Annotated in this window: 15 protein-coding genes; 4 read left to right on the top strand and 11 right to left on the bottom strand. The window is 59.9% G+C overall.

The window, feature by feature from the left end:
• The first annotated feature begins 10 nt into the window (after positions 1–10).
• The gene (locus tag ACODSO_RS12085; RefSeq protein ID WP_489037166.1) at positions 11–598 is read left to right on the top strand and encodes a dTDP-4-dehydrorhamnose 3,5-epimerase family protein; all 588 of its coding nucleotides are present in this window, start codon (positions 11–13) and stop codon (positions 596–598) included.
• 257 nt (positions 599–855) lie between these two features.
• On the opposite strand, the gene ACODSO_RS12090 is transcribed toward ACODSO_RS12085, so the two are convergent.
• From ACODSO_RS12090 to ACODSO_RS12130, 9 genes are all read right to left on the bottom strand, one after another.
• Complete coding sequence (locus ACODSO_RS12090; RefSeq protein ID WP_197480693.1) at positions 856–1,737, bottom strand: glycosyltransferase family 2 protein; 882 nt, start codon at positions 1,735–1,737, stop codon at positions 856–858.
• Between the two features lie 7 nt (positions 1,738–1,744).
• Entirely contained in the window at positions 1,745–2,998 is a 1,254-nt protein-coding gene (locus ACODSO_RS12095) for a hypothetical protein (protein WP_156520296.1), read from the bottom strand.
• A complete protein-coding gene (locus ACODSO_RS12100; RefSeq protein WP_489037167.1) occupies positions 2,995–3,519 on the bottom strand; it encodes a CatB-related O-acetyltransferase in 525 nt (174 codons plus the stop codon). Before ACODSO_RS12100 ends, ACODSO_RS12095 begins: the two co-directional genes overlap by 4 nt.
• Before the next feature lie 83 nt (positions 3,520–3,602).
• Complete coding sequence (locus ACODSO_RS12105; protein ID WP_068372617.1) at positions 3,603–4,874, bottom strand: oligosaccharide flippase family protein; 1,272 nt, start codon at positions 4,872–4,874, stop codon at positions 3,603–3,605.
• Positions 4,861–5,097 carry a hypothetical protein gene (locus ACODSO_RS12110; protein WP_068372619.1) on the bottom strand — a complete coding sequence of 79 codons (237 nt, stop codon included), beginning with the start codon at positions 5,095–5,097 and terminating at the stop codon, positions 4,861–4,863. The genes ACODSO_RS12105 and ACODSO_RS12110 overlap by 14 nt, the downstream gene beginning before the upstream one ends.
• Entirely contained in the window at positions 5,094–6,167 is a 1,074-nt protein-coding gene (locus ACODSO_RS12115; protein ID WP_068372620.1) for a polysaccharide pyruvyl transferase family protein, read from the bottom strand. Before ACODSO_RS12115 ends, ACODSO_RS12110 begins: the two co-directional genes overlap by 4 nt.
• On the bottom strand, positions 6,164–7,180 hold the full coding sequence (locus tag ACODSO_RS12120) for a glycosyltransferase family 4 protein (RefSeq protein WP_068372621.1): 1,017 nt from the start codon (positions 7,178–7,180) through the stop codon (positions 6,164–6,166). Before ACODSO_RS12120 ends, ACODSO_RS12115 begins: the two co-directional genes overlap by 4 nt.
• A gap of 8 nt (positions 7,181–7,188) precedes the next feature.
• On the bottom strand, positions 7,189–8,244 hold the full coding sequence (locus tag ACODSO_RS12125; RefSeq protein WP_231912463.1) for a glycosyltransferase: 1,056 nt from the start codon (positions 8,242–8,244) through the stop codon (positions 7,189–7,191).
• Between the two features lie 1,121 nt (positions 8,245–9,365).
• Positions 9,366–11,231 carry a DUF4012 domain-containing protein gene (locus ACODSO_RS12130; protein WP_082897727.1) on the bottom strand — a complete coding sequence of 622 codons (1,866 nt, stop codon included), beginning with the start codon at positions 11,229–11,231 and terminating at the stop codon, positions 9,366–9,368.
• A gap of 414 nt (positions 11,232–11,645) precedes the next feature.
• Between ACODSO_RS12130 and ACODSO_RS12135 the strand changes: the two genes are divergently transcribed.
• From ACODSO_RS12135 to ACODSO_RS12145, 3 genes are all read left to right on the top strand, one after another.
• On the top strand, positions 11,646–12,200 hold the full coding sequence (locus ACODSO_RS12135) for a hypothetical protein (protein ID WP_082897728.1): 555 nt from the start codon (positions 11,646–11,648) through the stop codon (positions 12,198–12,200).
• Between the two features lie 250 nt (positions 12,201–12,450).
• A complete protein-coding gene (locus tag ACODSO_RS12140) occupies positions 12,451–14,205 on the top strand; it encodes an alpha/beta hydrolase (RefSeq protein ID WP_068372633.1) in 1,755 nt (584 codons plus the stop codon).
• A 110-nt stretch (positions 14,206–14,315) separates the two neighbouring features.
• On the top strand, positions 14,316–14,762 hold the full coding sequence (locus tag ACODSO_RS12145) for a hypothetical protein (protein WP_082897729.1): 447 nt from the start codon (positions 14,316–14,318) through the stop codon (positions 14,760–14,762).
• A gap of 143 nt (positions 14,763–14,905) precedes the next feature.
• Here the strand turns inward: ACODSO_RS12145 and ACODSO_RS12150 are convergent, their stop codons facing one another.
• Both ACODSO_RS12150 and ACODSO_RS12155 read right to left on the bottom strand, forming a co-directional pair.
• Positions 14,906–15,406: a hypothetical protein gene (locus ACODSO_RS12150; RefSeq protein ID WP_156520297.1), complete on the bottom strand. Its 501-nt coding sequence runs from the start codon at positions 15,404–15,406 to the stop codon at positions 14,906–14,908.
• A gap of 40 nt (positions 15,407–15,446) precedes the next feature.
• The gene (locus ACODSO_RS12155; RefSeq protein ID WP_489037168.1) at positions 15,447–15,800 is read right to left on the bottom strand and encodes a hypothetical protein; all 354 of its coding nucleotides are present in this window, start codon (positions 15,798–15,800) and stop codon (positions 15,447–15,449) included.
• Positions 15,801–15,817: the final 17 nt, after the last annotated feature.

Genomic DNA, 15,817 nt, shown 5'->3' on the forward strand with positions numbered 1-15,817 from the left:
AAAGTGAGCAATGAGTTTTCGTGAGTTGAAGATCGCCGGCGCGTACGAGTACACCCCGCGTCAGTTCGGTGACGATCGTGGTGTGTTCTTCGAGTGGTTCAAATCCTCGGCGTTCACCGATGCGGTCGGGCGGCCCTTGGCGTTGGAGCAGGCGAACTGTTCGGTCTCCGCTGCCGGGGTGCTCCGCGGAATCCACTTCACCGATACCCCACCGGGGCAGGCGAAGTACGTCACCTGCACCCGTGGCGCTTTTCTCGATGTGATCATCGACCTGCGGGTGGGGTCGCCGACGTTCGGGCAGTGGGACAGTGTGCTCATCGACGATGTCGATCGGCGTGCGGTGTATCTGTCGGAAGGTTTGGGGCATGCGATCTTGTCGCTCGAGGACGGTTCGACGGTGATGTACCTGTGCTCGATCGAGTACACCCCGTCTCTGGACCGGGACATCGATCCGTTGGATCCGGATCTGGGTATCGACTGGCCGACCCTCGCACGCGACGGGTCACCGCTCGAGTACCAACTCTCTGACAAAGACCGTGCGGCACCCTCGCTCGCGGACGCCATCGCCGCCGGCTATTTGCCCACATACGAGGGCTGATCCTCAAAACCGTTTCACGGCAACGGTTGTGTGGTGGCTCTCAATTGCACCCGGGTTAAAAGGCACTCTACTCAGTTGATCGATTGATTGACTCGAACCAAAATTCGTTCCGATTAGCTACTCACGAGTCCAACAACAGGCCGAGCACGTGCATTCCGAAGATTCGGGGCGAATGGGCCGCAATACTTCCAGTAGTTGTTTCACTATGTTCCAATGCAGAATCATTGGCCGTCCTTCCGGTCGTTGACTTAGAGACGCTATGGTTGGAACGGTGCGACATCGCGCTTGAATCCCCAGCGCCAAACTTGTTCCAACCGGGCTAGACGTGCGCCCCGCGACGATGACGATGCGCCGCCAGCGATGGCCCCTAATAGCGTGACGACCGCGAGCTCGACGCGCTGAAAATAGCTTGCGAATCGTCTACAGTGGTACGCACTGAGTCGAATAGCAGCATCAGCCCGCGCTCGTTCCACCAAGTGTCCGTAGCTCGTCTGAGACGAGGCGGCGACGTGAGCGACTTCAGCTCGTCTTGCCAGAATGAGTGACACGCCCTCGGCCGCCGCCCTCCGCGACAAATCGGCGTCTTCGCCGTACAGGAAGAACCGCGGATCGAAGGGGCCCAACTGCGCGAGTAGCGCCCGATCAGCGAACAGAGCTCCACCACATACCTTCTCGACGATGAGGTCATCATCAACGGCAGCTAGGGCAGCAGCAAACCTCCTACGCTTTCGTAATCTCGAGACTGAAAAGTCCCACTGCATGTACGCGTCGGATTGCACCACACCATCTCGGTGCAGCCAGCCGCCCACCAGAGATCGCTGATGATGCGCGGCGGACTGGAGGAATTGCGCTAGCCCGTCAGGCGCGATTGCGGCGTCGGGATTCAGCATCAAGATGGAGTCAGCCACGGAGGTCCGGACACCGTAATTGACGGCGCGGCCAAAGCCCACATTGATGTCCATGCGCAAGGTCTGCATGGAAGTCGTGTCGATTGTCTCGTCCACGGGCTTATCGCTCGCGTTGTCCACCAGAATGATGGATCCTTCGACTCCGCAGGCCTTGTACGACGCATGGACCGAATCTGTGCAGAGCTGCAATAGTTCTGGATCGGAGTTGAAGCAGACGATGACGACATCCACCTTTGTATTATCCGGCACTGAGGGACTCCTTGGATGAGTATGAACGCAGACCCAGAAGGCCGATCCCGACCCCGAACAACAGCAATGTAGATCGGATGTAGAGCGCGTCGTAGAAGATCCCTGAGACGACGACGGACACGATCAGCAGGGCCCCGGCACGATTGAGCGCTGAACTGGCTTGGGCGAGTGTCCGGATGGCCAACACGACAATGACGAGTATGCCGACCAGCATTAAGATGCCGAAGTCCCACAACAAGCTCAAGAACAGATTGTCCACCGTGGAGAACCCGCGAAACCCGAGTCCACTACTGAGCGCGCCGAGTAGGCTTCGGGCGCCCGAACCGAAGACAACACATGCACCGCTGCAGGATTGGCCCCAATCTGCGAATACCATTGCGGCGTAGTTTCGGTTTTCGAGTGATGCTGACCCAGTTAGCTCATTGAAGCTGAACACTCGCTGCTCGGACAACGTCTTCCATGAGAGTGCCAATGTGAGTACGCCTGCGGCCAGAAGCAACGGTGCTGCCCAGGCCAATTGGCTGTCGATCTTGGTCCGTCTGCTGGAGCTTCTGAACATAGAACAGGCAACGGTTACGGCTACGACGACCAATGCGCACAAGATCGCCGACCGGGTGCCGGATGTGATCACCGATACCCCGGTGGACGTAACAACCAGCCATCGAATTGTTGCTCGATAGCGATTGGCAGTCGATGAAAGCATAAATGCTGCTGATCCGAGACCGACTGCGATCATGCTCGCGGGCACAGCCTGTCCGATAAGGCCACGTGACCGAAAGATGTCGCGGGAGCTGGCCGTGTAGTTCTCAACACCGAAAAGCGGACCGAACAAATGATCCTGTGCAAGGTAGTCGGCACCCATTCCCACCGCGAGGACGATCGACATCCCTACCATCACTGCCAGTGGGTTTTTGAGTGCAACTGCAAGACCTGCACCGACAGCCACTGGCGCCAGGAGGGTTAGGAAGCCGATTGGGTTAAAACTCATAAGCTGGTTCACAGAAATGATGCAGAACCCGAATGCGAGCGTCGGCCAAACTACCGTTGTCGTCCTGCGGCTGAGCAGCAATAGTGACGCAAGAACTCCGACGAGAAGACTCGCTAAGGTGAGATAGCGCCACACCTGACCGACCTGCACGAAGTCGACTGGAACGAAGAAGGTCACTGCTGCAGCGACGAACACGGTCGGCGCCAGCAGGCCTCGTCTTTCGACAATGGGCCTTGAGGTAGACAATTCAGTCATGTTGCACCGCTCTGCTTTTCCAGCCGCAGCAATGCGTTCCCGGCATCCACGGCGCACAGGTCCGAAACACGGTCTGCGACCACGTCGTCATCCCAATCCCACCATCGGAGCGACCGCAAACGGGCGATGTCCTCGTCGCCAAAGCGTCGGCGGACTACCTTCGCGGGATTGCCCGCCACGATGGAGTAGGGCTCGACGCTATGGACGACCACACTCCCTGCGGCAATGATGGCGCCGTCTCCAATGTGCACACCCGAAACGATGGTTGAACCGAATCCGATCCATACATCGTTTCCGATAACGACATCCCCTTTGCTGGAGGGGAACCCGTCGGTACCGGCGCCGTTTAGGTTCAATTTGTGGCGAATAGGGAACGTGGTCAATCGATCAGTCGGGTGATTGCCTCCGAGTAGAATGTTGACCTCAGCCGCTATCGAACTGTAGCTTCCGATGTGTAAACGCGTGGAGTCATCGCCCGAGTACAAACGCACTTGCGGGATGCCGTAACTGTGGGCGCCCATCGTGACTCGACCTGATGCGATCAGTTTGCGCAGTACTCGTCGGCGGTATCTGTTGGGATCCAATATCTTTAGTGCGTGTCCGATCATGTGAGTACCTCCCGGACGTAGCGGACGGATGAAGCGGTGAACCACAGCGAAAGCGCCATCATCGCCGACGCCCACAGCGCTATTAGGGCAGTGCCGTTGTCCGTCGCGATCCCAGTGGCGTACGCGATCGCGACGATGCCTGCGAGAGGCACGAGGTAGCGGAGTTCGAAATCGGGGCGCCCCGCACCGGCCAGGACGTTCACTGGCGCGATTGTCATGCAATTTGCGCCGTGCGCCAACGCAATAAGTGCGACAACCGCGAGCGAGGGTGCGATTCCGAGTGCGGTCTGCTGCGCCAGATATGCCACGGCGGCTGCACCGACCATGAGCGGCACCATCAGCAAGAGGACGAGCTTTTGGACCCGAGCGAGGAGGGCCGTGCCCTCGTCTTTCGTCGCCAGTCTGCTGGAGTCGGCGACCAGCCCAGCGGCCAACGCGATGAGAACAATCTTTGGGATCATCACGAACCGGGTGGCGATGTCGTAGCGGGCAAGTAGTTCAGCATCGCCGAGAAGCCCCAAAGCCCATCGATCCAGCTGGGTGATCCACAAGCCCAACATTGCAACAAACACGCGCGTCTTCATGAACAGCAGTATCATTCGGCGAACTGCTGCGCCTGCATCGGGTCCTAGTCTCATATCGTTCCTGCTCTTGCCGCCCTCCATCGCGAATCCGATGACGAGTTGCACGAACCCCGCTGCGATCGTGCCGATACCGAGCGACACCAGTCCGGTACCGGCTTCGAGTGCCGCAAGCGTCACTGCGAGCTGCACGGACCCGCCAAAGAACAACACGGCGGTGCGACGGTAGAAGTGCATTCGGCCGAGGGCGGCTGCGCCGTACACGATTCCGATGCTGCGTAACATTCCACCGACCGAAATTAGGCCAATGAGGAGTATCGCTGTTCCGTTGTCGGAGTTGAGATCCGCAGCGTTTGAGTAGGCCGGCCAGATGCCAATCGATAGCACTCCGAGCGCAATTGGTGGAACTGCCGAGAGCCCGCACAGGGTCAACGAAGTGCGGAAATCCAATTCGCCCGATCCTGCCAACTTCGTGGCAAGCGTGGGAGTGCCGAAGTCGAACACTATGAAGATGGTCGACAGCGTCGCTGCCAGTGCCCATACCGCGTAGTCGTCGACTGAGAGATAAACAGAACCGAGTATCGGAACGAAGGCCACGAAGGCGCTCGCGGCGATGGCCGGCAACCCGCCTTTGACGAGGCGCAGCGCGAGGGCGGCGGTACCTGTCTTGGTGTCAGTTGACGCCATGGTCCACCGCCGGCCCGTGGGAACGCTCCAGCAATGTGCGAACTTGCACGTCAGACTCGAACTTCTTTGTCTTGAGCAGCACGAGCTCGGACCGGTCGATGAGCGCAACACAATCTGCGTTGGCGCCCTCCGGTAGGCCGGGACTGTCGAGGTATCTGCGCTGGGCGACGGGAGAATCGGTACTGGTCGCTCCGCCGGTACCGCAGGCTGGAGCCTCTGTCACGAACTACTCCGCTGTTCAACTGGTGTGACCAGAGTGAGCAAGTCCCGGGTCAGATTCTCACGCGCTTCAGACGACCGGGCGAGTGCGACGGTCACCGTCTCCGCGTATGAGGACCGTTCGGACTCGTTGTTTAGCAGTCTGTGCACCTGCCGGAGCACTCGGGCGGGTTCGAACTTGTTGACGTTGTGGACATAGACACCCAGACCTAGGTCGTGAAAGGCGCCGAATCCCTTACGCTCGTAGGCGAGGTGGATTACGAAGTGGCCCGCTCGGATTGCCATTAGCGCGGCGTGCAGACGCACGGCAACGACGACGCGTGAGTGCACGCCCGGTTCGGACATCAGCTCCGAGCGTGGGAGCAGTCTACGTGCGCCCAGCGACGTAACTGCATGCACGTCGTCGTTGCCCCCGGTGGCGCTTTGGATGTAGCCGTCAAAGGTTCCGAGCTGGCGCGCAAGGTCCAAGACCAGCGGACCGACTTTGCCACGAACCGCGCGCACTGTCAGCACTGGGACGGGATCGACCTGGAGGCCCTTGCGCTGGATCTGACCGGCTCCCAGGATCGCCATGTCACTGGTGCGACGGACCTTCGCCGTGGCGTAGTCAGCCGAGCTGCGATCGTCTCGGACGTAGAATGCGTCAATGCGTCCGATTGCACGTGCCAAGATTCGTCTGACCACTGATGCGGCAGGTCCGACGCTCTGCGGCAGGTAGAGGGTTGGGGTGACTGTATGTGCTGCCGCGCGCAACTGGGGGCCGTGTACGAGTAACGTCTTGACCGCCTCCAGCCCGTATCCCGCTCGTAGGTAACCTCCTCCGACGCCAACGACGAGGTCGAAGTCGTCTAGCGAACGGAGTAGTCGACGGTACTCGTTGTCGTAGCCGGTCACGGATGGACTGGAGTCGACGATTCGGGCGTCGATTCCGGTGAACGTTTCTGGATGAGAAGCCGCCAGCACAAATTCGACGCTATCCCCAAGAGCCGACCTCACGAGTTGAATTGCTTCGTCGACGAGCAACCCATCCCCGGCATTGTCGGCACTATAGCAGTGGAGTAGAACAACTTTCATCTGTCAAGGACCTTCTTGTAGATGCCGAGGTGCGCTTCGACGCTGGCATCCCAGGTAAACGAGGAAGCCCACCTGCGGCCGAGTTGCACGACGCGGGTACGCCAGTGTTCGTCGGTGACGGCCTGCACAATCCCTTCGGCTATTGATTCCGGCTCGGTGGAGTTGAGGGCCATGGAGGGACCCGAAATGTCCCGCAGCGCGCCAGCACGGGTAGTGAGTACTGGAGCACCTGCGGCCATCGCTTCGAGTACCGGGAATCCAAAGCCTTCGTAGCGGCTCGGAAACACGAATAGAGTGGCGCGCTGCATCAATGCGGTTCTGTCAGAATCCGAGACGAACCCAAGATGGATGACGTCGGGACTGCCTTCGATCGCGGAGAGAGCTGTCTGGAAGTTCCAGGCAGGTTTTCCCGCAACCACCAGTGGAAGGCCGAGCGCACGCACATCAGGAGACGTGATGGCTTCGACGAGGGCCAAGATATTCTTGCGAGGTTCGATGTTGCCGACGTACAACAGGAAATCACCGGGTACCCGCTCGCGAATATTGGGAGACATCTGCTCGGAGCGGTTGAACTTCTCCCAGTCGATACCGTGCGGGATGACGTTGATGTCGTCGATGTCGCAGCCGAATACACTGGCAATGTCAGTCGCGCTCGAATTCGACACTGTGACAACGGTGTCGGTGGAGTCAATAGCGCGTCGAACACGCGTTCTCCAGACTCGCTCCTGGGTGGGTGAACGAACGCCGTCTAGCCACCGACTCGCAACTCCGTGCACGGTCACAACCGATGGCGTGCGCGTGCGTACTAGGGGACCGGTGTCAGCTACGTAGTGCAGAACACTGTCGGTGCGTTGCCGCATACCTTGGGCCGTCTCCGAGACCATCGTCGCGACGGCATTTCCGTAAAACGCCATCGACTCTACATCGACTCCACGAGTTGTGAGGCCCAGTGCAAGTTCGCGCGCGTAAGTGGTATTGCCTCCAACGTGCCGATCCAGGATCCGGCCCGGCATCGAAACTCTCACCCAGCCCTCCCGTACAGTGCGGTCAATGCAGCGGACTGGATAACTGGGGAGTGCACCAGAACGGAGTCTTCTGTCGCAGCCTGGGCTGTTCTCCGGTAATTGCTGTCGCTGAAGAAGCGATCCACCGCTTGGGCGGCTGCACGAGGACAGTCATCGGTGAGCAGGTATCCAAGGCCTTCCATGGATTGAACCCCTCTCGCAAGCACGGGAGTCCCGACAGCGGCAGCCTCTAGCACCGTAATGGGCGCTCCTTCCCACTTAGCGGAATGCAAGTAGAGGTCGGCTTCGGCGATCTGTTGCTTGACGAGATCGTTCGGCAGCCAACCGGTGACGGTAACCCCGGCCCGCTCCAGCTCATTCCTCATGTCAGCGTCGCCGTCACCTACCCACGTCCACTTGACGTCACTGTGAGCCGCACGGGCAGTCATTGCGAAGAAGGCAGGGTCTTTCTGGGCAGATATTCGTCCAGCCATCACTACTTTGAACCGTTTGTTCGAGGCTGGGGACGACGGTGCAGGGCGGGCAACGTGGGGTACAACATTCGGCAGATACACGACCTCGGTAGATTTGCCTGCCATCTTCGCGGCTGATGCTGCCTCGAACGGACTGATGGCGGCTATTGTCTGGGTGCGCTTGCTCAGAGCCGATTCAGCGAGTTTGTAGACTCCGCGCGCTAGCAGCGAGCAGTCCCGACGCAAGAACGCGTACGCATGAGGTGTGTAGATGATCTTGATATCCGGTCCGAAATCGAACATTCGCAAGAGCCCGGCAAAGCTGGAGTGTAGGTGAACAATTGGGGGGCGACTTTGCGAGATGTGCGTGCGTGCAGCGACTAAAAAACCGGGAAGAGTACCGTTGTAGCATACGGCCCGTGCTGAACAGACTTCGGCGATGTCATGTTCGGTCCGAGTGCGTACCAATACTTGATGAACGAGTCTTGGTGAATTCTCGATGTATCTCGACATGGCTGATTGGACGCCGCCGCCATAGGCTTCGGAGACATGTAGAACATCTGGAATATTGTAGTCAGCATCCGAAAACTCGTGTACCACCGTGATACTCCCGACGAAGTTTGCCTGGTTGAAGCACCTGGGAAGGCTGTAGACCCAAGCTCAACCGGGCGGATGTCATTGGATGTTGATTGGACCAATGTCGATGGCGAATTGCTGCGAATTTTCGTCATCTAGCTAAATAACACACGTTCGGCGGAATGTTGTCAATCTGAGATCGATTGAGGCAATCGGCCAGATCGGTTTCTTTATATAAACCGAATCTGTATTCATCAAACTCTGTCATTGGTGGTCTTATGCGTGTTAATCAGGAGCGACAAAGGCGTTTCGTGCATATTGAGAGGATAAATTGGTCAGAGGCGAATAAATCTTTCAGAAAACAGTCAAATCGCCCAGAATATCCCGCCCCGCCACCGGTCCGCCCGTTTTCGGCCCCGCTTTGGCAGGTGCAGGAGTCCCGCATCGGTCCATCGATTGTGCTCTTTGCGCGGCGACAACCACAGCAGAAGGCAAGGCCGTAGTACCGACGTGCCGCCACCCCTCGGAGAGAGACGGTGGCCGCTCGTCGGACCCAAATGCCGGGGAGGGCGCTGGGGAAGGAAAGGGATGTGTCGGGGATGACGTGTCGATCAGGGACGGAGCCTTCATCTGGATGGACAAGGGGACGCAGTCTGATGGGTGTCCTGGTCTCACAGCTGCGATTGTGGACGCCGCAGGCGCGGCTGAGGTCGGATCCAACGCAGGAACCCTAAGTGAAGAGCAGTCAGTCGTTGCGCTTCCTGCCAGGCGCGAGACTGGATCGCGTGCACGCGGAATTTCAGGGCCAATTCGAGCTCAATGGATTCGCGCCATACGCCGATAGAGAAACCGTCTCTATCGGGTCGCAGTACGTCGGCGTCGACAGCTAGATAGTGGTTCCGGCCACTGACACGCTGGCCCGAACACGATGGTGGCTTGATGGAACGTGTCGGGGAACCTTCGACCGGGGAATCCGCACGAGAACGTCACCGGATATGTACGTCCTGGTCGCGTAGCTCAGGCCAACCGGCAACCTGGGTATCGGTGCTTAGTCCCCGTGCTCCCGTTTGCGAACGCGGACCTCCATCGACGACCCGGGCAGGTGGCGGTTGCTCAACCCTGCAGGAAGGAGCGAAGAGCGCTCGCTAGCAGGAAGGAATCTCGATGACCGCCTCGGCGTCTTCTGTCTGTGGCTGAATCGGTGCTTGCGCCTGTCCCGGTGCGACTGGCTCCTCGAACTCGTACTCGATGACGTTCGTCTGACCGGGCTCGGTGACGACCGGAACATAGTAGATCGGGTGACCGCGTTCCAAGCCGCCGCCGAGAAGGAACAGCGACGTGCCGTTCAGTGTCGCCTTCTTCAGCACTGCTCCCTGCGTCGCGTACAGCGAGACTACAGATCGATTGGTTCCAGGTGGTCCGTCGTACCGGGTGGAGTCGTTTTGCCGGCCAGCAATATAGACCGGATAGTCCTGTGCCGGAGCATTGTTGGTGATTGAGGCAGTGACCTTAGTTGGCCGCGTCGTGCCCTCGCACGAGCCTCCGGTGTACGTGACCGAACGCTCGAGGTAGTAGTCGAGCTTTCCGCCTGCACCGTTGTTGACGACGACCGCCGCGTACGGGGCTGGCGAATCGGGGACCTCGTGGCCGATCTTCGTCGGACCGATGATCCGCTGAATCTCCGGGTCGGCACTCCATACGGCAAGGTGCCCTTCGCTTGCTGCCTTTCCGATGGCGTCGAGTAGTGCAGACGGTGATGCGATGCCACCTTGCATCTTCAGAACGACTGCCGCGGCTATGTCCTGCAGGTACTGCTTTCGCGCGGCTTGATCGGTTGGGAACCGAAAGTAGGCATCCGACTGAGTAATTCGAACGACATTGTCTGCATTGATGACTTCACCGTCGGCAAGCTGGACTGGCCCGACGACCTCGAGGATGTAACTCAACGCGACCGGATCCGTGGCGATCGCGCCATCGATGACCTGCCCGGTTTCTTGCCGCCACATCGATTGCCAGATCTGCCCCGCGTAGGGGAAGTGAGGGCTCAGATTGCTGTTCTGCCAGTTCGACGTTGCCTGGAACCGTTGTTCGTAGGCGTTGTAGAAGTCAGGGCCGAGATCAATAGGGTCGTAGTTCCTCGAGAATTCTTTGTTGCTCGCCAGATCGTCGACTTGGACCCGGCCGTCGGCCGCGGACAGAATGGCGAATCCTCCGATCAGACCGCCGGTCCCACGCGACTCTGCGTTGGTCTGGAACGCCATGAAGTAGCTGCGCGGACCGTCGGCACCGATCATCGACGGCAAGACTTGAGCGGCGATCCTCGTGTTGGACAGTAGGCCGGCGAGGTCGGTCACCTGCTCTTGCAGTTGCACACGCGCGTCACCGATCTGGTCGATCGACGTGGACTCAGGGATGGCGTCGGCCTGGACTTTCAGCTCATCGGCGGAGTCGGCAATCTGAATGAGAACCGGCGCTGCGTCGCGCAACGCCTGAACATCGAGCCGGCCATCGGCGGAGCGAAGCTGGCTGGGGTCGAGAACGGGACCCAATTGCACCGCGGGTTCCAACACGTTCTTTGCGAGACCGTCGACCACGTCAATGATCTGTGTAACCGAGTCGAGTGGGTTGCCCAAGAACGGAACAGCCGCTGCAAGACGCCAAATGGGTGAATCGGAGGCTTGCTTCGCGCTTGCCGATGCCTCGACTGCTTCTGCGGCTTGCTTCACGGCATCGTCCGGTTTTCCTGAAGTCACGGACGCCCGTGCTGCCGATGCAGAGTTCTTTGCAATGTTCAGATCTGAGTACGCCGTCTTTGCTGTGTAGCCGAGCCATCCAAGCAGCGCCGCCACGACAACGATGCCGATTCCGCACCCGATCAGAATCCGACGGCGAAGGGGATGGCGCCGCTGACGTGCGGAGCTGCGGCGCCTGCGCCGTTCGCGGTTGCGGCGACTCGATGTGTCGGTCCAGCCGCCGTAAGCGTCGTAGCTGGACGGTCTGCCATTGCTCATGAGTCGAAACGGTCCCTTCGTCGAGCGTCAGACTATAAGAGTGCGCGGACGTTGACATCTCGGACATGTCACATGGAAAGAACGGTGACGGCGTAGTCACGCAAAACGGCGAAGTGCGCTGTGACATCACCCAATAACCAGCGATAGACCGGTTGTCGGAGTCGACTGAGGGCCCTGACCAGTTGTGAGTTCTGGGGCGCTGATCCAAGTCCCCCTGTTAACCTGACTCACGCGCCGGGGAGGGCGCTGGGGGAGGAGAAGGACATATGGGGGGCGACTGTGTAGTTCGTGGTCACTGTTGCCTGTCGGATCAGCACGGATACGCACTGTGATGGGCGTCCTGATCTCGAATGACCAGCACCAGATCCTAGCGACGGCCGCGGTGACTGCTCGCAGGGGACGAGGTAAAAGAAGATGATCGCGTCGTACCGCCTGGCAGTTGCTGCCATCTCGGCGGCTGTAGTGCTGGCGAGCGTGGTCTCCTGCTCGTCGAACGGAGGTAGAAACGTGAACGAGTCCTTGACGTCCGACGACGCGCGAGATCGGACAACGGAGTATTTCGAACAATCATTGGCCGCACTGCCACCCGGTGCGAGACTGGACCGAGTTCACCCCGACCTTCCGAGCAGCGGCGTCGGATTCGGCGGGTTCAAGCCCTGCTACGACAGCAACACGATCACCGACGGGCCACAGTACTTCGGCGCAAGCTACTGGGTAGTGGACGGCGGTGACGGGCGGGCAGGGTTGAAGGCCCTGATGGCGCGATGGAACGAGTGGGGCTGGACAGTAGAAGACGCGACGGTCGACGGCGGAAACTCCGCGCGTGGAGCGTCATCCGAGGACTACCGTCTGACGGTGAAGATCAGCACCAACGGATTTCTGAGCCTCAGTGGGTCGTCACCGTGCTTCCCGTTCGAGAACGGCGCCGATCTGGATGCGCAAGCCCCCGGGACTATCGAGCAGCCATAACGGCCGGTGCTGTCACTGGCACGAGCCGTCCAAGCTGAACGGCGGGCACGACAGCTCTTTGCGGATACGGGTGGAGTAATAACTTTTATCCTCACCGCGAGGGATGTGCTCGCGCTTCAAATCCCTCTCCGATCACACGATGCCGCTGCTATTCTGACCCACGCGCCGGGGAGGGCGCAGGGGGAGGAGAAGGACGTATGGGGGATAGCGGGCACAGCTGTCCGATGGATCAACACGGACGCGCGCTCTGATGGGCGTGCTCGTCTCGCAGCTGCGTTCGTGGGCGCCGAAGGCGCTGGTCGATGTCTCGACTGCCGTCGGATCCATCAACGCTGATTTCGACGCCCGACTGACTCAGATGGAACGCAGCACCGACGAAGCCTTGTCGGATTGGGAAGGCGACGCGGCTGCCGCTGCGTTGGCTCGCTCCCTGTCCGACCGGATTGCCGGGACTCACATCGTGACAGCTGTAGCCGCTGTTTCCGAAGCATTCGGGCAGGCCGCCAGCCAACTTGTTGCTGTGCGAGATCCAGCCCTGAGAATCGTCGATTCTGCGATCGCAGAGGGCTTTTCCGTCGACGATTCCGGCAAAGTGACCGCCCCGTCCAGTTCCACCGGTGATGTCGTGATCGACATGCTCATGCAGTCGAGCTTCGATGAGAAGGCCAGAACCTTCCAAGCCGGCCTCGTCCCTCTACTCGAGTCTGCAGCGGAAGTCGATCGCGCGTGCGCCGCACGCCTGGCCGACGCCGTGGCCGATCTCGCCGACATCACCACTGCGTCGCCTGCTGCATCCTCGTATTCGCCCGAGGTCCGAGCAATCCTCGACGGGAATGCACTCCTGCCTGAGGATCCGGTGGCGCTCGCAGCGTTCTGGGACGAGCTGTCACCGGCCGAGAAAGACGGACTTGCTGCCTGGGATCCCACCATCGGCAATCGTGATGGACTGCCCGCATTCGACAAGTCCCGCTACAACGAAGAACTGCTGGAGACGTTGTCCGCCAACGCAGATGCGAATCTCGATGCAATCGTGGCCCGCCACCCCGACTGGATGAGGGGAGAGAACCTCCCTCCGACCGAGGGAATCGTCAGCGACGAGGACAGTGATAGGCAGCGCGAATTGGACCGATGGCTCGACGAGAGGGCCGCAGCCGAAGAAGCCGCCTTCGGATACCACGAGGTTCGCACACAGCTCGACAACGACGGCGTGCCCCGCTATCTGATGAATATCGATGGCGAGGGCCGAGGTGCCATCGCCCTCAACAACCCCGACAGCGCAGGCCACGTCGCCACGTATGTTCCCGGGACGAGCTCGGGGTTGCCGTCCCTCGGAGGCGATATGATCCGAGCCGAGAATCTGCTGGCCGAAGCCTCGTTCGACAACGATTCGCCCACTTCGATCGTCACATGGGTCGGTTACAACGCCCCACCCGAAGTTCACAATGCCGGATCCTCCGAGTACGCCGCAGCAGGCGCACCAAGGCTGGACAGTTTCCAGGACGGGCTGCGGGCAGCGCACGAGGGCGCACCGTCGGTCAATACCGTGATCGGACACAGCTACGGCAGCACTGTCATCGGGCACGCGATGAGCGGCGGCAATTCACTCGACGCCGACAGCGTCATCTTCGTCGGAAGCCCGGGCGTCGGAAACGGTATCGACGGGGTGGAAGACCTCAGACTCGACAACGTAGACCCGTCGTCGAATCACGAACGCATCTTCGCAACGGCGGCGGCGACGGACCCGGTGACCTGGATCGGCGGAGCGGCCGACAGTTTGTCCGAAACAGCTTCGGTGATAGGCCTTCCCGGTGACATCAGCCTGATACACGGATCCGACCCGACCAACTCGTCGTTCGGAGCGACCGTCTTCGAGAGCGACCCAGGCCCGAGCATCGATATCGGCGGCATGGACTTCGGGGTCTCGCCGTCCACTCACAGTGACTACTTCGTCATCAACAATCCGGGACTGCAAGAAATGGGCAGAATCATTGCAGGCACGAGGTAGACGATGACACTCTTGTATCGCCGGGTCTTGGTAACCCTGTCGACGCTGTGGTCCTGTCGACTGCAGTAGTTGCGTGCTCGACCAGCGGAGGTAGGAGCCTCAACTAATCCTTGACGTCCGACTCGTCGATGAAGCAGACGATCGAGTACCTCCAACTATCTGTTTCCGCGCTTCCCGCCGGTGCCAGATTGGTCCGCGTGCACCCGGAACTGCAGGCGGACCTGGCATTTGGCGGGTTCGGGCCCTGCTATGACAGCAACACGATCACCGAGGGGCCGGAATATTTCGGCGCAAGCTACTGGGTCGTCGATGGCGGTGACGGGCTAGCAGGTGTGAATGCCCTGGTGGCGCGATGGAACGAATGGGGCTGGACAGTAGAAGATGCGACGGTCGACGGCGGAAACTCAGCGCGTGGAACGTCATCCGACGACTACCTTCTGATAGCGAGGATCAGCAGCAATGGATTTCTGAGTCTGGGTGGGTCGTCACCGTGCTTCCCGTTCGAGAACGGCACCGATCTGGACGCGCAGGCTCCCGGGGTGATCGAGCAGCCCTGATGGCCGGTTCTAAGAACGCAATCGGCATAGCGTGGCTGCCCGGTCGCTTGCCTGTTGGTGACACGATGTTCCATGCCTGCGCTGTGTGTCGCGTGCAACGGCGGTTTGCGAAGTACGAATGGAAAGTCTGGCCGCCCAGCCATTTAGGGGTGATAGACAGGTGGCAACGAATCGTCAGGACGATGACGCCACAGTGAAAGAACTGTGAGGATCACTGGAATCAGGAAGACGGCGTAGGGAGCTGCGACAACCCACTCCTCGCCAGCCGTCAACTCGGGACTCCAGCTGGTCGGGTCGCGCGGGGCAGGCGGATCGATCGTGTTGAGGATTGGATTGGACAACTCCAGCAGGCAGAACAGTGCAGTCAACGATAATCCTGCGGTGGCATACCGACGACCTCGGCGGAACGTCGTCGGAGACTGAAGGTGCGCGACGCTGTTCCCCGCGAACATCGCGGCCGGGATCAAGAGGATCAACCCGACCGCGGTGTCGATATTCCAGGTCACCACGACGTTGCCGATGGTTTCCCACCAGAGCCCTAGTGCAGCGGCGGCCAGTGACAGGCACCACCACAGCAACGGGAGCAGAACCACGACGGTCACTCCCAGCGTGAGTCGTGTCGCTGGCGCCGTGGAGTTCGTCATGAATGCCATCCTTCCTTTCGCGGTCATGGAGGCGGTGGTGCTAGTTCGAGAACGTGTGCATCAGAATCCGGTTGCGTCTGCGAATTCTCGAGGTCATCACTACAGCTGTCACGATCATTCCGGCGCCAACCACGAGCGCGATACTGGACCAAAGGTCGACTTCGTACACCTCGTATGCCACGTCGAACTCGGCGGCAACGCAGGCGACAACGACCGGCACGACTGCTCTGTGACTGTCCTGGACGAACGATCCCGGCAATCGGATGGCGCAGAGTTCTTGCGCCGATCTGCCAAGCCCGAGAGATGTGAACGCGCCGTATGCGGCGAGCACTAGCAGAATCCCAGTGACGACCAGCGCCGCAGCGATGAGACTCGCGCGACGATTCTGGTTCATATCAAGAAACCGTACTG

Source organism: Rhodococcus sp. FG69 (assembly GCF_057808915.1).